The sequence below is a fragment of the Stenotrophomonas sp. SMYL89 genome (genome assembly GCF_036319985.1).
In the GTDB taxonomy this organism is placed as follows: domain Bacteria; phylum Pseudomonadota; class Gammaproteobacteria; order Xanthomonadales; family Xanthomonadaceae; genus Stenotrophomonas; species Stenotrophomonas maltophilia_Q.
On the sequence record NZ_JAWIRW010000001.1, the window covers coordinates 158,742 to 176,945 of the forward strand.

An 18,204-nucleotide genomic window follows, 5' to 3' on the forward strand; every position below is an offset into this window, starting at 1 on the left:
TACAGAGCCCCTTCCACCCCGCACGCTGGTCGTGCCCACCAGGATGCTGTCCATGTTCCGTTCCCGTCCGTTGTCCCTCGCCATCCTTCTTGCGGTGGCACCGCTGTCGGCTTCTGCCGCCGAGCGCGCCGACCTGTTGATCCGCAACGCCACCGTGGTCGATGTCGAGCACGCCAGCACCGTGGCCGGGCAGAGTGTGGTGATCCGTGGCGAGGACATCGTCGCCGTCGGCCCGGACGCGCAGCTGCGCAGCCAGTGGAGCGCCGCCCGCCAGATCGACGCCAAGGGCAAGTACCTGATCCCCGGCCTGTGGGACATGCATGTGCACTTCGGTGGTGGCCCGGCGCTGATCGAGGAGAACAAGGCGCTGCTGCCGCTGTACATCGCGCACGGCATCACCACCGTGCGTGACTGCTCAGGCGACCTGCCCGGGCAGGTGCTGCAGTGGCGTGGCGAGATCGCCAAGGGCACGCTGTTCGGCCCGCGCCTGCTCAGTTCGGGCGCGAAGATCGAAGGCATCAAGCCGGTCTGGAAGGGCACCATCGAGGTGGGCAGTGAGGCCGATGTCGACAAGGCCATCACTCGCCTGCAGCACGACAAGGTCGACTTCGTGAAGATCACCGACAGCACGCTGAAGCCGGAACTGTTCCTGTACTCGGCCAGTGCGGCGCGCAAGGCGGGCTTCAAGGCGTCGGGCCATATTCCGATGGCGTTGACGGTGGAGCAGGCGGTCGATGCCGGCCTGGCTTCGATCGAGCACCTGGACTACGCGTTCAAGGCCGGCAGCAGGGACGAGGCGCAGATCGCCGCCGACTTCGGCGCCGGCCGCATCGACCGCGCCGAAGCCAACCGCCGCCTCGACGCCAGCTTCGACCGTGACACCGCGATGCACGCCTACCGTGATTTCGCCAAGCGCGGCGTGTTCGTGACCCCGACCCTCAACGGTGGCCGCATCCTGGATTTCCTTGACCAGGACGACCATGCCAACGATCCGTACCTGGCCTACATCGGTCCGGGCCTGCGCGCGACCTACCAGTGGCGCGTGGACCGTGCAGCGAAGGCGACGCCGGCACAGATCGAAGCGCGCCACGCGCAGTACCACCAGGTAGCGGCCGTGCTGCCGTTGCTGCAGGAGGCGGGCGTGACGATCATTGCCGGCACCGATGCGGGCTTCCTCAACTCGTTCAACTTCCCGGGCATCGCCCTGCACCAGGAACTGCAGCTGTTCGTGAAGGAAGGGCTGAGCGCGCCGCAGGCATTGTCGGCGGCGACCCGTTCCGGACCGGCCTGGTTCGGCCAGATGGACCGCTATGGTGGTGTCGCGCAGGGCAAGGCTGCCGACCTGGTACTGCTGACCGCCAACCCGCTGCAGGACATCGCCGCCACCGAGAAGATCGACAGCGTGATCCTGCGCGGCAACGTGTATGACCGCGCCGCGCTGGACAGGATGCTGGCTGATACCAAGGCCAAGGTGGCCGCGTGGAATGCCGAGGCTGCCAAGGCCAACTGATGCCCCCGGGGTCGGATTCCTTTCCTTCGGAAAGGGATCCGACCCCGACCGACGCCCTTGCTTCCGGCACGGGAAGGATCGGGCATGGGCGCCTAGCATGGTGGCCGGTTCCCGTTCGACGCCGTGCATGTCCGCTGCCCCCGCCTGTGTGTTGCCTGCCCCCGAAGCACCGTTGTCGTTGCCGCGCCCACGCGTGGTCATGCTGGGATTGTGGGCGCTGCTGATCGCCACCGCGGTGCCGGCGGTGCACCTGAGCCAGCAACCGGGTGGTCTGGTTCCAGCGGCGTTGTTCATCGTCGGTGCCGAGCTGCCCTGGATGCTGGCGACGCCAGCGCTGTGGGCGGCCTGCCGGCGCTGGCCCTTGCCGGGACGGCGCCCCCTGATCGGCTGGTTGTTGCTGGGCCTGCTGCTGACACCGGCATTGACTGCGCTGGGCTGGGGGCTGGGCCATCTGCTGCTGCAGCTGTGGCAGGCGCAGCCGCTGCCGTCGTCGCGCCACGTGGCCCGAGCAATCGGCGTTACCACGTTGTTCGCCTTTCCCACCTTCATCGCAGTGGCCGGTACCGGTCACGGCCTGGCGTGGTTGCAGCGGCTGAACGCGCAATCGCAGGCCCTGCGACTTGCCCGCGAGGTCGCACTGCGACAACACCTCCAGCACCATTTCCTGTTCAACGCACTCAATGCCATCGGTGGCCTGGCGCTGCTGCGTCCACTGGCGGCGGACGCGGCCCTGGTGCAGTTGTCCTCGTTGCTGCGCGACACCCTGCAATGCCCGGCGCAACGTCCGCTGGCGGATGAGCTGGGCGCTGTACAGGATTACGTGTCCCTGCAGTCGCTGTTGCATGACGAGGCGTTGCATCTGCACCTGCAGGCCAGCGCCGAGGCCCTGCACTGGCCGGTGCCGGGGCTGCTGCTGCAGCCGCTGATCGAGAACGCCGTGCTGCATAGTGGCTGGCAGGCGGGGGATCCTCGTCTGCAGATCGAGCTGAAAGCGGAGGTGCAGGGTAGCGGGTTGGAGGTGGCCGTGTTCAATCCCTGCCTGCGTCCTGCGCGCAACGAAGGCCTCGGCAGTGGCCTGGCCACACTGCAGCGCCGGTTGGCGATGATCGGCGGCCATGTGCAGGCCGGCCACAGCGGCAGCGGCTACAGAGTCTGCCTGTTCCTGCCGGAACCGATGGCATGATGCGCCCGTTGAGCGTGCTGCTGGTGGATGACGTGGCATTGGCGCGTCACCGCCTGCGTGAGCTGCTGGCGCACATTCCGCCGGTCAGGGTCGATGCTGAAGCGGCCAGCCTGGACCAGGCACGCAAGCACCTGCAGGGGCGGCGCTTCGATCTGTTGCTGCTGGATCTGGTACTGCCCGATGGCCGCGGCTGGGAACTGCCGGCGCAGCAGCCTGCACTGGCTGCGCACACCATCTTCGTGACCGCACTGCCACAGCATGCGCTGCAGGCTTTCGAGCTGGGGGTGGCCGACTATCTGCTCAAGCCGGTCGCGCTGCCACGACTACAGGAAGCGATCACGCGGGTGCGTCGCCTGGCCGGGCTGCTCGACGATGGGCAGGCCAATACGCAGGTTCTGGCCGTGCCGGCGGTGGGTGGAACACAGTACGTACCGTTGGCGCAGATCGACTACATCGACATGGCCGGGCACTATGCGTGTGTCCACGTCGGGCAGCGCCTGCATCTGCTGCGCGAGACGATCGCGCGGTTGGCCGAGCGCCTGGCGCCGGGCGGCCTGCTGCGCGTGCATCGCTCGGTGCTGGTCAATCCGTTGCGCGTGCAGGGCGTGGTCGAGCGTCACAACGGGGATGCGCTGCTTGAGCTGGCCGGGGGCGCGCAGGTGCCGGTCAGTCGCAGCTATCGCACCGCCTTGGCGTCCGCTCTGGACGCGCGGCTGAAACACCGTTGAGGCCAGCCGCGGCACGGTTGGCACCATCGACGCCGGTTCCTGCGGTACATGCCGCTCCCTCCGGGCACCCTCTCCCTTTTGCGGACGAGGGCAGGACATGCGGAAACGAGCGGGGTGGGGATGGTTGCTGTGTGCGCTGGCGATTCCGGCGATGGCCGATGTCCGCGTTGAGGTTGATGACCAGCACGGGCGTGCCGATCGTATTCCGGTGATCAAGGTCGAGGGCCTTGCCGTCGCCGAGACGGTGCGCCTGCGCCTGTCGATGCAGGACAGCCGGGGCCAGCGCTGGCAGTCAGAGGCCGTGCTGCGTGCCGATCTGCGTGGCCAGGTCGATACCACCGGCAGCGGATCGGAGCAGGGCAGCTACCGGGGCATCGATGCGGGCGGACTGATCTGGTCGATGCAGCCGCAGCAGAGGCGCGCCAGTGCAATGCCGCTGAATTGGCGACGCGCGGCCGATGGCATGGGCTTCCTGCCGCAGACGTTCGAACTGGAGGTTGAGCGGGCCGGTTCGGTCGTTGCACGGCAGACCCTGCAACGTCACCTGATGCTGCCTGGGGTGCGGGTGCAACGGGTCGATATCGGCGGGCGCGAGGCGCGTCTGTACCTGCCAGCGGACAGGCCCGCCCGGACACGAGGGCCGGCGCTGGTGACGCTGGGTGGCGCGGAAGGCGGCTTCGAGGGCGGCGACCAGTACGCCGCCTGGTTGGCCAGCAACGGCTACATCGCCGTGTCGATTGCGTGGTATCGCGGGCCCGGTGTGCCCAAGGATCTGATTGACGTGCCGCTGGAGACCGTTCGTGATGCGGTGCACTGGCTTCAGCGGCAGCCTGGCGTGGATCCGCAGCGGGTCGGTCTGCTGGGCGGTTCCTGGGGCGGGATCGCAACCATGGCCACCGCCGTCCATCTGCCCACGCTGCGCGCGGCGGTGTCCTGGGTTGGCAGCCCGGCTCCGTTCCGTGGCATTGCGCGCGACGTTGCCCCGGCCGATTTCAGGGCCGTGGATCGCTCACCCCTGAGTTGGCAGGGCAAACCGCTGGCGTGGCTGCCGTATCGGGAGGATGTGGACTGGGGACGGCCGGGGCCGCAGTGGGCGCCTGCATTGCAGGCGGCGATGCTGCCGATCGAAACGATCGCTGCACGGACATTGTGGGTGGGAGGCGGCGATGACCGCCTGGGCGACTCCGGCGTGATGATGGCCGTTGCCCAGCGTCGGTTGGCCGAAGCAGGGCGAGGTGATCGCGACCGGTTCCTCTACTACCCCGATGCGGGGCATCTGATCACGCCGATTCTTCAGCCGAGCTCCCATCGCCATGACGTGGGTCCGTTCCTTGAAGTCGGGGGCACCGCCGAAGGCCATGCGCGCGCCGACCGTGAAGTGGGCCCGGCCGTGCTGGCGTTCCTGGCCGAGGCGTTGTGAGCGGGCGCTAATGCGTTGCCGGCCGCATGCCGTGCAACTGCGGAAGTGCGGCCTTCATCGCTTCGATGAAGGCGCGCAGCCGTGGCGGCTGCTGGCGCGCGGCAGGAAACACGACGTGTACCGGCAGTGCCGGCGCCTGCCAGTCCGGCAGCAACTGCACCAGGCGCCCTTGTGCCAGGTCCTCGGCAACCAGCCAGGCCGAGACCACCGCCGCGCCCAGCCCGGCGCGTGCAGCCTGCTGCACCACGAACAGGTTGTCGCTGAGCAGGCGTGGGCTGATCGAAAGGGTGTGCGCACGCCCCTGCGCGTCGTGCAGCAGCAGGCGTTCGCGGTAGTAGGTGACCAGCGAGATCCACGGTAGGGACTGCGCCTGTTCCGGCGTACTCACCGCAGTGTCCTGCACCAGCGACGGCGCCGCTACGACGATGCGCGGCACCTCGGCCAGTGGCAGTGCCACCATGCGCGGCTCGTCGACAGGGCCCACCCGCACCGCGCAGTCGATGCCTTCTGCGATGAAATCCGGGCGACGATCTTCAAGGATCCACTCCAGGCTCAGCTGCGGGTGCTCGGCGAGGAATGCGAGCATGGTCGGCAGCAGCTGCGCCTGGCCAAAGGCGTGCGGCACCATCACCCGCAGGCGTCCGCGCAGCGTTTCTGGTTCGCCCTGGAGTTCGGCCTGCAGCGACTCCCATTCGTCGACCACGCGCTGCGCATGACGCTGGCAGCGCAGCCCGTCCTCGGTCAGTTGCAGGCCATGGGTGGAGCGCTGCAGCAGGCGCAGGCCCAGCTGCCGCTCCAGTGCCTGCAGGCGGCGGCTGACGGTGGGCTGGGTGGTTCCCAGCTGCTCGGCTGCGGCCGACAGGCTGCCGGCATCGACGATGCGCAGGAAGGTACGCAGCAAGTCCAGGCGATCGGCGCCGGTGGCGAGGTCTGTCATGCGCAGGGCGTATGAAGGGTATGCGAATCAGCCTACTACAGACGTTGGGTGAATATGGGCACGATACGCCCACTTCCTCCACCGGACTTCCCCATGTCTACCCCCTCGCTGTCCGTCGCCGCACCCGCGACCGCGCCTTCCACCCCATTGGTGCTGGCGATGGCGGCCGGTGCCGGCTTCTCTGTGGCCTCGCTCTACTACAGCCAACCGATGCTGGGCCTGATCGCCCAGGATCTCGGCGCGGGGGAGCGCGCGGCCGGCCTGGTGCCGACCCTGACCCAGCTGGGGTATGCGCTGGGCATCCTGCTGCTGGCACCGTTGGGTGACCGTTTCGACCGCCGTACCCTGATCCTGTTGAAATCCGCGCTGCTGGCGCTGGCACTCGGCGCGGCAGCGATGGCCGGGCACCTGCCGGGCCTGCTGATGGCCAGCCTGCTGGTGGGGCTGATGGCCACGCTGGCGCAGGACATCGTGCCGGCCGCTGCGGTGCTGGCGCCGGATGCGCAGCGCGGGCAGATCGTCGGCCGGGTGATGACCGGCCTGTTGCTTGGCATCCTGCTGTCACGGGTGGTCAGTGGCGTGGTGGCCGAGGCGTGGGGCTGGCGTACCCAGTTCGTGCTGGCTGCGTTGTCGGTGGCGGCGATGGGCGCGGTGATGGCGCGTGCGCTGCCGCGTTTTGCACCGACCAGCACGCTGCGCTATCCGGCATTGTTGGGTTCGTTGCTGGCGTTGTGGCGCGAGCAGCCGCAGCTGCGCCGTGCGGTGGCCAGCCAGTCGTTGCTGGCGGTGGGCTTCAGCGCGTTCTGGTCGACCCTGGCGCTGATGCTGCATGCACGGTTGGGGCTGGGTAGTGCCGCAGCGGGTGCATTCGGCATCGCCGGTGCGGCCGGTGCGCTGGCCGCACCGTTCGCCGGCCGCTTCGCCGATCGATTGGGGTGCCACGCGGTGGCGCGGCTGGCGATCGCGGTGGCGCTGCTGGGTTTCGGCCTGCTGCTGGCCGAGACCTGGCTGCCGGCCGTCGCGCTGCTGCCGCTGCTGGTGGTGAGCGCGCTGCTGTTCGACTTCGGGTTCCAGTCGGCGCTGGTGGCGCACCAGACGCTGGTCTACGGCCTGGTGCCGCCGGCACGCAGTCGCCTCAATGCGCTGCTGTTCACTGGCATGTTCATCGGTATGGCGGCAGGTGGCGCGCTGGGCAGCCTGGCGCTGGCGCAGTGGGGATGGCACGGCGTGGCCTGGCTGGCGGTGGTGTGTGCGGGCGGCAGCCTGCTGCTGCGTTTGAAGTAAGGGGGGGCGTTCGGCAGGGCTTGCAGCCCTGCACCTGCTGGAGGCAACAGCAACAGCAACAGCAACAGCAACGGCACCAGCAACGGCGGGGTTCCTGTAGGTAGGCGGGATGGGTCCGGTTGCGGGGGACGCCGTGAATCCGTCCATGGAGGCTCGGTCGCGCCATCCATGGCGCTCACGCCCCCGCAACCGGACCCACCCCGCCTTCGACAGGTTCCTGCCCCCCCCCCGCCATCCACCGGTTCCTGGGGTCTTTTGGAACGGCTCTTGGGGGTCAGATCCGTTTCCCAAGGAAAAACGGATCTGACCCCTGATTGATTTCGATATGCGACAGAAGTGTCGACCAAGGTCGACACCTACCGACAGCCGCAGGAATCTGTCAGAGGTGGGGCGGTGTCGGAGTGCGGGGTGTCCGCGGCATGGATGCCGCGGCCAAGCCCCCATGGACGGGTTCACGGCGTCCCCGCAGTCCGACACCGCCCCGCCATCCCACGGAATCCATGCTCTTGCTGTTGTTGTTGAGGTTGCCGGCCAGCGGCCGGCACTACCGCAGGTGCAGGGCTGCAAGCCCTGCCGCCCCCCCTAATCGTGCCCGCTGTCGTCCAGGCTGATGATGCCGCGCCGCAGTGCCTGGGTGACCGCATGCGTGCGGTCACCGACGCCGAGCTTGTCCATCAGGCTCTTCATGTGCGCCTTCACCGTCTGCTCGGAAATCTGCATGCGCTCGCCGATGCGCTTGTTCGACAGGCCACCGGCTACGTGACGCAGCACCTCGGTCTCGCGGGGCGACAAGCGGTCTTCCACCACGTGCGCGGCGATGCTGGCGGCCACCGCCGGGGGAATCGGTGCGCGCCGGCCGCCGGCGACCATGCGAATGGTGTCGACCAGCTCGTGGCGCAGCATGTCCTTAAGCAGGTAGGCGCTGGCGCCGGCCTGCAGCGCCCGCACCGCGCGCACATCGCCGCGGTAGGTGGTCAGCACGATGATGCGCGCACGCGGGTCCATCGCGCGGATCCGCACGATTGCTTCGACGCCATCCAGGCGTGGCATCTGCAGGTCCATCAGCACCACGTCCGGCTGCAGCTGCTGGTAGCGTGCGATGGCTTCCTCGCCATCGGCGGCCTCGCCGAGCAGGCGCAGGTCGGAATGGGCGCCCAGCAGCGCCGCCAGGCCGTCACGCAGCAACGGGTGGTCGTCGACCACCAGCACGCCGATCGGGGCAGGGTTCTCAGTCATGGTTTGCTTTACTCCAGGGCCAGCGCCAACGTGAGGGGCGGCGGTGATACAGGCGCCGCGCGGGAACCGCCAGCGCTACTTCCGTACCCAGTCCGGGGCGGGTCCACAGCTGCAGCTCGGCACCGAGCCGCTGTGCACGCTCGCGCATCCCCTGCAGTCCCCAATGGCCGTGCCCAGCGTCTTCATCGGTGATGCCGACACCGTCATCCCGCACGTGCAGCAGGAAGCAGCGCGTGCCGTAGGACAGCTCCACTTCGATCGCGCTGGCATTGGCATGGCGCAGCGCATTGCGGATCGCCTCGCGTCCGATCAGGAACACTTCCTCGGCGGCATCGCTCTGCAGCGGCGGCAGCGCACCTTCCACGGTCAGGCGCAACGGATTGGTACCGTGCCCGGCGTACTCGGCATGCACATCGGCCAGTGCCGAAGCGAGGTCGCGACCCGCGAACGGCCCCTCGCGCAGCGCATTGACCCGCTCGCGACCCTCGGCCAGATTGCGTTCGGCCAGTTGCATCGCTGACTCCAGCTGGCCGCGTACCGGCTCCGGGGTCTGGGGTGACTGGCTGATCGCGTGCAGGCGCAGGATCAGGCCCTGGCTTCCCTGCAGCAGGGTGTCGTGCAGGTCGCGCGCGATGCGTTCGCGCTCGCCGTTGCGTTCCTGCAGGCGCGCGCGGAACAGCGCGGCCAGCTGCCCGCTGCGGATGCGTACCGCCATCACCAGCAGCGCGAGTATCGCGGCTGCGCACAGCAGCTTGAACCACACGGTCTGCATGAAGGTGGGCGCGATACGGAAGCTGCGGCTGGCCGGCGCCGTACTCCAGATGCCGTCTTCATTTGCCGCTTCCACTTCGAAGCGGTAACTGCCCGGCGCCAGGTTGGTGTAGTACGCGCGCGTGCTGCTGCCGGCGTCCTGCCAGCCATCATCGACGCCGGACAGGCGGTAGCGGTAGCGGTTGCGCTCCGGGCGGGCCAGGGACAGGGCCACATAATCAATCTGCAGCTGGCTGGTGCCGGCCGGCAGGCGCAGACCGTCCCGCAGGGGCTGCTGCTCGCTGCCGTACAGCACGTCACCGATGCGCACGCTGGGGGCCATCGCATTGATGTGCGAACGGTGGGTGTCCAGCCAGGCCAGGCCCTGGTTGGTGGCCAGCCACAACAGGCCATCGTCGGCCAGGACAGCCGTGGAGATCGGCCCGCTCTGCAGGGCGATACCCGGCATGCCGTCCACGGCATCGAACAGGCGCGGCGCAACCTGCGATCCCGAGCGCAGTGCGCGGCGCAGCAGGTTGCTTTCCAGCCTTACCAGGCCACGGCTTCCATTCAGCCACAGGTGCCCGTGCGCATCGGCGACCATGCCGGTGATGCCTTCGAGCACCCCAGCCATATCGGTGCGTACCGCGGTGAAACGTCCCTCGCCGATGCGAGCGGCCAGCCCGGCTTCGCCGGCGACCAGCAGCAGGTCCTGGTGATGCAGCATCGCCGTGATCGGCCCCACCGACAGGCCCTGGCTGGCATCGAAGTTCTCGATGCGGTTCGCACTCATCCGGCGCAGGCGGCCGTCGGCATAGCCAAGCAGCAGCTGGCCTTGGGCATCCAGCGCCAGCGACGAGCAGGCCTGCTCGGGCAGGCGGATCTCGCGCTGCCACTGGCCGAGCTGGTAGTGCAGCACCCCGCGTTCGCCGGTGCACACCCAGGCCTGCGCGTCGTCGGGGAACAGCAGCGCATGCAGCGGTTGCCCGGTGAACGGCGCCGGCAGCGGGATCAACGAGGTACGGCCGGCGACCGTGCGCGCAAGATTGACCCAGTCGAACTGCCAGATTGGCGTGGCTGCCTGGCGTGCGGCGGACTGCAGTTGCATGGCGCTGCCATCCAGCAGGGTACGTCCCAGGTCGTACGGCTTGAGGTCTTCGCCGTAGCCATACACGCGGCCATCGCTGGCCCGCACCAGCGAGCGGTAGGGATCACTCGGGCCAACCGCCAGGGTGTGCACGCTGCGTGCGCGGAAGCGGTTGAGGCCGAGATTGGTGCCAACCCAGAGATTGCCTTCGCGATCGACGATGATCGGCACCGCCGAGGTGGCGGTCAGTCCGTGCGGTGAATCGAAGCGCTCCATGCGCACGGCCCGGGTGCCGTCGAAGGTGATGCGGGCGACGCCGCCGTGCGGGCTCATCGTGGCCCACAGCGCGCCATCGGCAGTGAACTGCAGGCGCGCAGCAACCAGTTCCGGAAGACGCCGCGCTTCACGTTCGCCAGCCGCCAACAGGCCCTGCGCGTTGGCCAGGGGGGAGGTGCCGCGCACCCGGTCGGCCAGCCACACTTCACCCTGCGGGCTTTCAGCAAGCGTTGCCATCTGCGAGACGGCGATGCCGGTGTCTTCGAACGCGGGCTGACCGGGCGCACGCATCCAGATCTTCAGGTCGGCCAGTACCCAGAACCTGCCCCGGCTGTCGTGCAGCACCCACTGCACTCGGCGCTCGGGCAGGCCGGCAGCGGCCGGCAGTGGCTGCCAGCGTTGTCCGTCAAAGCGGCGCAGTCCGCCATTGATCGCCGCCCACAGCTGGCCCTCGCGATCCTGGCTGAAGTGCGGGACCACGCCGACCGGCACCCCTTGCTCGTGGCCGTAGCTGTGCAGCCGCCCCTGCGCGAACCGGCTGATGCCGGCCTGGAAGTAGCCGATCCACAGGGCGCCATCGCGGCCCTGTGCCAGCGTGACCATGTTGGTGGACGGGAACTGGTTGTCGACGGGCGCCGCCTGCCGTTCGAAACGACGGCCATCGAAGCGGTACAGGCCCGAGCCCGTGGCCAGCCACAGCAGGCCGTCGCGGTCCTGGCTGATGTCCCAGATGTCGCCTGGAGCGCCCTGGCCGACGCGCCAGGCGGTGTGCTCGTAATCGGGCAGCCCGCCGCTCACTGGCGGGCGCTGCACGGCAAGAGCGGGCAGGGCGGTCAACAGCAGCAGGCACGTCAGCAGCGTCGGCAGGCGACGCAGGAACGGGAAGGGGCAGCCTCGCATGGCGCGCATTCTGGCAGGTGCGGGGCAGTCCCGGGTGACCCGAACGGGGTAGGCGCCCGGCGCCCCGGTCGGCTATCACGCCGACATGTTCCCCGGAGCCCGGCCATGCAGCGCCTGTTCGTGATGTTTCCCGATCGTGGCCCGGGCGTCGGTCTGCTGTGGCTGCGGTTGTGCCTGTCTGCGGCACTGTGCATGCCCGGCACGCATGCGGGTGGGTGGTCGGCGCTGTGCCTGCTGGCAGTGCCGATGCTCATGCTGGGTGTATTGACGCCACTGGCGGTGCCGATAGCGGCCGTGGGCATGCTCGTGCAGCAGGCTCCGTGGCCACAGGTGGTGCTGCCGTTAGCGCTGTTGATGCTTGGTCCTGGCGCCTATTCAGTGGATGCGCGGTTGTTCGGGCGCCGTCTGCTCGGCCGTCGGCCTCCCCCATTCGGGTAGGTGCTGGCCTCGACCGACGGGGGTAGGGCATCGCGCGCACGCGCCGCACCATGGGCCACCCCCTCACGGCGTCCTCGATGGCCACCGTCCTTCCACCTGCCCCCCCCGCCGCGTCGCTGGCACCGCAGCAGGCCGCCGCGTTGCAGCGCGCTCTGCGCTATGTCGATGAACACCTGTCACAGCCGCTGCGGGTCACCGAACTGGCGGCCGCCGCCTGCGTCAGTCGCTTCCATCTGGTGCGCCTGTTCCGCAGCGGTACCGGCGCCAGCCCGCTGCGCTATGTACGCCGCCGCCGTATCGAACGTGCGCGCCAGCTGTTGTCGGCCCAGCATCTGCCGATGTCCTGCCTGGCGCAGCAGCTGGGCTTCTTTGACCAGAGTCATTTCGTCCGCAGCTTCCGCGCAGAGACGGGCTGCAGTCCCGGCCAGTACCTGGCCGGTGATGCCGCCCTCCTGCTTCCCCCAGACCTTGATTCCAACGGAGTCCACGCATGAACCTTGCAACCGCCACGCCCGCTCCTTCCCTGCTGTCACCGACCGACCATGCGCTGGTACTGATCGACTTCCAGTCGCAGATGGCCTTTGCCACCCATACCATCGACATCTCCGCGCTGCGCAACAACGTGGCGCTGATCGGCAAGGGCGCCAAGGGCTTCAACGTGCCGGTGCTGTTGACCACGGTGGCCGAAGCCTCGTTCTCCGGCCCGATGTTCCCGGAACTGCCTGCGATCTTCCCGGGCCAGCGTGTGTTCGACCGCACCTCGATGAACACCTGGGAAGACCAGCCGGTGATCGACGAGATCAACCGCATCGGCAAGCGTCGGCTGGTGATGGCCGGGCTGTGGACCAGTGTCTGCATCGTGGGCCCGGCCCTGTCGGCACTGGCGCAGGGCTTCGAGGTCCATGTGATCACCGATGCCTGCGGCGACGTCAGCGAGGAAGCGCACGAGCGCGCGATCACCCGCATGGTGCAGGCCGGTGCGGTGCCGATGACCAGCGTGCAGTACCTGCTGGAGCTGCAGCGCGACTGGGCACGCGGTGAAACCTACGATCTGACCACCGGCATCGCGCGCGATCATGCGGGTGGCTACGGCATCGGCATCCAGTACGCCAAGCGCATGTTCGGCGCGCAGGAAGGCGGGCACTGAGCATGCTGGCCGGCCATGGCCTCGACCTGGCCCTGCTGATGCTGCGCGTGGCGGCAGGAGGCTTCCTGCTGCCGCACGCACTGGGCAAGCTGTTCGGCTGGTTCGGTGGTCCGGGGTTGTCCGGTTTCGGCACCGAACTGCGCGGCTTCGGGTTGCCATCGGCAGCGCCGTTGCCGCTGCTGCTGGCGTTGACACAGGTGGCGTCCGGCCTGGCCGTGCTGCTTGGCTGGCAGACCCGCATTGCCGCGCTGGCGGCAGCGGCCTTCATCGGCTTCACCGTACTGCTGGCCCTGCCCAAGGGCTGGTTCTGGATGCGCGGCGGCACGGAGTACCCGTTGATGTGGACGGCAGTACTGCTGGCCCTCGCCCTGGCCGGGCCTGGCGCCTGGGCGCTGGACGGCCAACATCTTCCGGGAGATCTCGCATGAGTCACGATCCACTCGACCACGGCCGCCGCAACGTGGTGTTGGCCAGCGGCGCCGCCGTGGCGCTGGGCCTGGCCGGCCGCGCCGGTGCCGCACTCGATTCCACTTCCAAGGAGCGTCGCATGAGCACGCTGGTCATCCGCAATGCCCGCATCACCACGCTTGATCGTCAGCAGCCGCACGCGCAGGCGCTGGCCGTACAGGAAGGGCGCATCGTCGCCGTCGGCAGCGACGCGGAGATCATGCGCGACTGGGGCAATGAAGCGACCTTGATCGACGCCCAGGGCCGGCGCCTGCTGCCCGGCCTCAACGACAGCCACACCCACCTGATCCGCGGTGGCCTGAACTACAACCTGGAACTGCGCTGGGACGGCCTGCGCTCGCTGGGTGACGCGCTGGACATGCTGAAGGCCCAGGTCGACCGCACGCCCGCGCCGCAGTGGGTGCGCGTGGTCGGTGGCTTCACTGCCACGCAATTCAACGAGAAGCGCCTGCCGACCCTGCAGGAGCTCAACGACATCGCACCGGATACGCCGGTGTTCCTGCTGCACCTGTACGACCGCGCGCTGCTCAACCGCGCCGCGCTGCGCGCCTGTGGTTACAACAAGGACACTCCCGATCCGCCGGGCGGGCAGATCGTGCGTGATTCGCTGGGCAACCCGACCGGGCTGCTGCTGGCCAAACCCAATGCGCTGATCCTGTACGCGACGCTGGCCAAGGGCCCGCGCCTGCCGATCGAGTACCAGGCCAACTCAACGCGCCACTTCATGCGTGAACTGAACCGTCTCGGCATCACCTCGGTGATCGACGCCGGCGGCGGTTTCCAGAACTATCCCGAGGACTACCAAGTCATCGAGCAGCTTCACCGCGATGACCAGCTGACGGTGCGCATTGCCTACAACCTGTTCACCCAGAACAAGGGCAAGGAAGTGGATGACTTCCGCGGCTGGAGCGAGATCCTGCAGCCGCGCCAGGGCGATGACCTGCTGCGCCACAACGGTGCCGGCGAGATGCTGGTGTTCTCGGCCGCCGACTTCGAACTGTTCAACGAGCCCCGCCCGGAACTGCCGCCGGAGCTTGAGCCCGAACTGCATGACGTGGTGAAGCTGCTTGTGGAGAAGCGCTGGCCGTTCCGCATCCACGCCACCTACGACGAGAGCATCACCCGCATCCTCGATGTCTACGAACAGGTCAACCGTGAGGTGCCGTTCGATGGCCTGCACTGGTTCATCGACCACGCCGAGACCATCACCCCGCGCAACATCGAACGCATCCGTGCGCTGGGTGGCGGCATTGCCGTGCAGCACCGCATGGCCTACCAGGGCGAAGCCTTCGTCGAGCGCTACGGTGTGCAGGCCGCGCGGCACACGCCGCCGGTGAAGCGGATGTTGGCCGAGGGCGTGCCGGTGGGTGCGGGCACCGATGCCACCCGCGTGGCCAGCTACAACCCATGGGTGGCGCTGTCCTGGCTGGTGACCGGGCGCACCATCGGTGGCCTGGCCCTGTATGGCGAGGAAAACCTGCTTGAACGCGAGCAGGCGCTGCGCCTGTGGACCCAGGGCAGTGCCTGGTTCTCCGGCGACGAGGCGGTGAAGGGCACCCTGAAAGCCGGCCAGCTGGCCGACTTCATCCTGCTCTCGGCCGACTTCTTCCGCGTCGACGACGCGCAGATCGCCGACATCACCAGCCTGCTGACCGTGGTTGGTGGCCGCATCGTGCATGCCGACGGCGACTACGCAGGCCTGGCGCCGCAGCTGCCGCCGGCGATGCCCAGCTGGTCGCCGGTCAACAGGTTCGGTGGCTACCATGTCGGGGGCGCCGCCACCGGCTTGGCAGCTGCACATCGCCACCATCACGGCGTGGCCTGCAGCACCCACGGCGCGCACGGGCATGCCGCGCAGCACGCGGCACCCACCGACGATCTGACCGCGTTCTGGGGCGCGATGGGATGCTCGTGCTTCGCGTTCTGAGCCTGGCGCTGCTGGTTGTGCCGACACTGGCGCTGGCCTGCGAAGGTGGCCGTTGCACCGAAGCAGGCGACGGCCAGCTGCAATGGGACGCGTCGCTGCGCGTGCGCGGTCTGTACTACGACCCGACCCGGTTCGGCATCGGCGGCAGCGAGGATGGCTATGGCCTGCTGCGTGCGTTGGCGTCGGCCACCTATGCCCGCGATGACTGGCAGGTGAAAGTGCAGCTGGGTGTCCACGGCGAAAATGGCAGGGCCGGTGGCCCTGGCCGCACCGACCGCAGTGCGCTGGACGTGCAGCAGGCGTACTGGCGTTGGCAACGTGGAGGTTTCCACATGCAGCTGGGGCGGCAGGAAGCCGGCTATGGAAGCTCACGGTTGTTGTCGGTTCGCGATGGCCCGAACATCCGGTTGGCCTTCGATGGCGCACGGGCAGGATGGAAGGGGCAGTTCGGCACGCTTGACCTGATGGCCCTGCGACCGGTGGAGAACCGGCCGGGGGCGTTCGATGATCGCGGTGAGTCCGGGGCGCATCTGTGGGGGGCGTATGCCACCACAGCGCGCGGCCGCTGGCCTGGGCAATGGGACCTGTACCTGCTGGATTACCGTCGCGACGGTGCGCGGTTTGCCGCTGGCTCCGGCAACGAGCGGCGGCAGACACTCGGCATGCGCTGGTTCGGGCAGGCCGGTTCGCTGGACTGGAACAGCGAGCTGGTGGTGCAGGGCGGTGAACTGCGTACCGCTGCCGGCAATCTCGACATCCGCGCCTGGACGCTGGCGACCGATACCGGCTGGCGCTGGAGCGATGTGCCGCTGCAACCGCGCCTGGGGCTGAAGGCCGACATCGCCAGCGGCGATGGCAACCTGCACGATGGACGATTGGGTACCTTCAACGCGTTGTTCCCGAAATCGGCCTACTTCAGCGAAGCCAGCCTGTTGGCGCCCGCCAACCTGATGGACGTGCAGCCTACGCTGGCACTGCGCCTGCACGACGCGGTGACGACGGAGCTGGGCGTACAGATGGCCTGGAAGCATCGTCGCGCAGATGCGGTCTACACCACGCCGGCACCACTGGTGGCATTGCCGGGCAGTGCCGGTGGTGGGCGCCGAATCGGCACCCAGTACAAATCCGAAACCCGCTGGCAGGCCAGCGAACACTGGCAATGGCAGCTGCAGCTGGCCTGGGTCGACGCCGGACCTGCACTGACGCAGGCCGGTGGCCAGGACACGCTGTTCGCCTCGATCGTTGGAGCATGGCAATGGTGAACGCAACCGCTTCGCACCCCCCCGCACAGGCCGCAGGTGCCTGGTCCCCGCTGAAGATCCGGATGTTCCGTTCGATCTGGCTGGCCATCCTGGCCAGCAACATCGGCACCTGGGTCAATGACGTGGCCGCCGCCTGGGTGATGGCCGAACGTACCGGCTCGCCGTTGATGGTGGCGCTGGTGCAGTCGGCCACCACCGTGCCGATCGTGCTGTTGGCGCTGGCGGCCGGAACGCTGGCGGACATCGTCGATCGCCGCAGGTACCTGTTGGCGACCCAGGGCTGGATGCTGCTGGTGGCGGCAGTGATGGCCGCGCTGACGGCGATGGACATGCTGACTCCGCAACTGCTGGTGCTGCTGACCTTCTGCATGGGCTGCGGTGCGGCGATGGCGATGCCGGCGCAGGCGGCGATCGTGTCCGAACTGGTGCCGCAGCCGATGCTTGCCTCGGCGGTGGCATTGAACTCGATCGGCATCAACATCGCGCGCTCGATCGGCCCGGCCATCGGTGGCGTGATCGTCGCCCAGCTAGGTGCGGTGTGGGCGTTCGGATTCAACGCGATCACCTTCGCTGCGATGCTGTTCGTGGTGTGGGGCTGGAAGCGTGATCCGAAGCAGTCCAGCCTGCCGCCGGAAGGTTTCGGCGCCGGCCTCAAGGCGGGCCTGCGCTATGCCAGCCGCGCTGGGCGGTTGCAGGCGGTGCTGATCAAGTCGGTCGGGTTCTTCTTCTTTGCTGCTGCGATGAATGCACTGCTGCCGGTGGTGGTACGCGGGCAGATGCAGGGTGGGGCGGGGCAGTACGGCATGCTGCTGGGCTGCATCGGCATGGGTGCAGTGGGCGGTGCCTTGCTGCTGCCGAAGCTGCGCGCGCAGATGGATCGTGACCTGCTGGTGCTGCTGGCCACGCTCTCACTTGCGCTGAGCCTGGTCGGGCTGGCGCTGACCCGCAGCTGGTACGTGCTGCCATTGGTGATGCTGATCAACGGTTTTGCCTGGATCACCGTGCTGTCGTCGCTGCAGATTGCCGCCCAGACCGCGGTACCCGCGTGGGTACGCGCGCGTGCATTGGCGCTGTACATCATGGTGTTCTCCGCCGGCATGGCGGCCGGTGGCCTGAGCTGGGGCGCGCTGGCTCAGCGCACCTCGCCGGAGCTGGCGCTGCTGGTGGCTGCCGCAGGCGCGGTGATCGGCGGATTGTTGGTGTGGCGCGTGCGCATCGCCGGTACCGAAGACCTGAACCTGCGTCCAGCCGGGCACTGGCCGGCACCGGAACTGTCGGTGCCGGTGTCAAACGATCGAGGTCCGGTGCTGGTCACCATCGAGTACCGCATCGACGATGCAGATCGTGCCGCGTTCCAGGCGCAGATGCGCGCGCTGGGAACGATCCGCCGCCGCGATGGCGCGGTGGTCTGGGGCGTGGTCGAGGATGTGGCCAGTCCGGGCATCCACCTGGAGTATTTCGTGACCCCGTCGTGGCTGGAGCACCTGCGCCAGCACGAACGCATCACCGCCGACGACAAGGCGATCCAGGAAGTGCTGCGTGGGCTGCATCGCGGTGAACGCGCACCGGTGGTGCGTCACTTCGTGGGCGGTCACGATCCGCTGCCCAGGACTGGGGTCCCGCACCACCACAGCGATATCTGAACTGCCCT

The 18,204-nt window shown here is 68.4% G+C and carries 15 protein-coding genes; 12 read left to right on the forward strand and 3 right to left on the reverse strand.

What is annotated here, in order from left to right:
• Positions 1 to 52 precede the first annotated feature (52 nt).
• The 4 genes from V3B41_RS00790 (at position 53) to V3B41_RS00805 (ending at position 4,841) form a co-directional block, all read left to right on the forward strand.
• Positions 53 to 1,510 (forward strand): amidohydrolase family protein, encoded by a 1,458-nt coding sequence (locus V3B41_RS00790; RefSeq protein WP_049429020.1) that lies wholly within the window; start codon positions 53 to 55, stop codon positions 1,508 to 1,510.
• A gap of 127 nt (positions 1,511 to 1,637) precedes the next feature.
• Complete coding sequence (locus V3B41_RS00795; protein WP_238378693.1) at positions 1,638 to 2,693, forward strand: histidine kinase; 1,056 nt, start codon at positions 1,638 to 1,640, stop codon at positions 2,691 to 2,693.
• Positions 2,690 to 3,421 carry a LytTR family DNA-binding domain-containing protein gene (locus tag V3B41_RS00800; RefSeq protein ID WP_049429018.1) on the forward strand — a complete coding sequence of 244 codons (732 nt, stop codon included), beginning with the start codon at positions 2,690 to 2,692 and terminating at the stop codon, positions 3,419 to 3,421. The genes V3B41_RS00795 and V3B41_RS00800 overlap by 4 nt, the downstream gene beginning before the upstream one ends.
• A 97-nt stretch (positions 3,422 to 3,518) precedes the next feature.
• Complete coding sequence (locus V3B41_RS00805; RefSeq protein ID WP_049429017.1) at positions 3,519 to 4,841, forward strand: acyl-CoA thioesterase/bile acid-CoA:amino acid N-acyltransferase family protein; 1,323 nt, start codon at positions 3,519 to 3,521, stop codon at positions 4,839 to 4,841.
• Between the two features lie 7 nt (positions 4,842 to 4,848).
• Here V3B41_RS00805 and V3B41_RS00810 read toward each other — a convergent pair whose 3' ends face one another.
• A complete protein-coding gene (locus V3B41_RS00810) occupies positions 4,849 to 5,778 on the reverse strand; it encodes a LysR family transcriptional regulator (protein WP_049429016.1) in 930 nt (309 codons plus the stop codon).
• Between the two features lie 93 nt (positions 5,779 to 5,871).
• Between V3B41_RS00810 and V3B41_RS00815 the strand changes: the two genes are divergently transcribed.
• Positions 5,872 to 7,062 (forward strand): MFS transporter, encoded by a 1,191-nt coding sequence (locus tag V3B41_RS00815; protein WP_049429015.1) that lies wholly within the window; start codon positions 5,872 to 5,874, stop codon positions 7,060 to 7,062.
• 582 nt (positions 7,063 to 7,644) lie between these two features.
• Here the strand turns inward: V3B41_RS00815 and V3B41_RS00820 are convergent.
• Both V3B41_RS00820 and V3B41_RS00825 read right to left on the reverse strand, forming a co-directional pair.
• On the reverse strand, positions 7,645 to 8,298 hold the full coding sequence (locus V3B41_RS00820) for a response regulator transcription factor (protein ID WP_049427795.1): 654 nt from the start codon (positions 8,296 to 8,298) through the stop codon (positions 7,645 to 7,647).
• Positions 8,291 to 11,320, reverse strand: a complete 3,030-nt coding sequence (locus tag V3B41_RS00825; RefSeq protein WP_049427793.1) for a sensor histidine kinase — start codon at positions 11,318 to 11,320, stop codon at positions 8,291 to 8,293. Before V3B41_RS00825 ends, V3B41_RS00820 begins: the two co-directional genes overlap by 8 nt.
• Positions 11,321 to 11,416: 96 nt before the next feature.
• Between V3B41_RS00825 and V3B41_RS00830 the strand changes: the two genes are divergently transcribed.
• The 7 genes from V3B41_RS00830 to V3B41_RS00860 all read left to right on the forward strand — a co-directional run bounded on the left by V3B41_RS00830 (position 11,417) and on the right by V3B41_RS00860 (position 18,196).
• Entirely contained in the window at positions 11,417 to 11,749 is a 333-nt protein-coding gene (locus V3B41_RS00830; protein ID WP_049427791.1) for a hypothetical protein, read from the forward strand.
• Positions 11,750 to 11,799: 50 nt separating this feature from the next.
• Positions 11,800 to 12,243: an AraC family transcriptional regulator gene (locus V3B41_RS00835; protein ID WP_053091927.1), complete on the forward strand. Its 444-nt coding sequence runs from the start codon at positions 11,800 to 11,802 to the stop codon at positions 12,241 to 12,243.
• Complete coding sequence (locus tag V3B41_RS00840; protein ID WP_049427787.1) at positions 12,240 to 12,896, forward strand: hydrolase; 657 nt, start codon at positions 12,240 to 12,242, stop codon at positions 12,894 to 12,896. Before V3B41_RS00835 ends, V3B41_RS00840 begins: the two co-directional genes overlap by 4 nt.
• A 2-nt stretch (positions 12,897 to 12,898) precedes the next feature.
• Positions 12,899 to 13,324 (forward strand): DoxX family protein, encoded by a 426-nt coding sequence (locus V3B41_RS00845; RefSeq protein ID WP_049427785.1) that lies wholly within the window; start codon positions 12,899 to 12,901, stop codon positions 13,322 to 13,324.
• A 119-nt stretch (positions 13,325 to 13,443) separates the two neighbouring features.
• Positions 13,444 to 15,291 carry an amidohydrolase gene (locus tag V3B41_RS00850; RefSeq protein WP_180849041.1) on the forward strand — a complete coding sequence of 616 codons (1,848 nt, stop codon included), beginning with the start codon at positions 13,444 to 13,446 and terminating at the stop codon, positions 15,289 to 15,291.
• Positions 15,270 to 16,553 (forward strand): alginate export family protein, encoded by a 1,284-nt coding sequence (locus V3B41_RS00855; RefSeq protein ID WP_049427782.1) that lies wholly within the window; start codon positions 15,270 to 15,272, stop codon positions 16,551 to 16,553. Before V3B41_RS00850 ends, V3B41_RS00855 begins: the two co-directional genes overlap by 22 nt.
• A complete protein-coding gene (locus V3B41_RS00860; protein WP_049427780.1) occupies positions 16,547 to 18,196 on the forward strand; it encodes an MFS transporter in 1,650 nt (549 codons plus the stop codon). Before V3B41_RS00855 ends, V3B41_RS00860 begins: the two co-directional genes overlap by 7 nt.
• Positions 18,197 to 18,204: the final 8 nt, after the last annotated feature.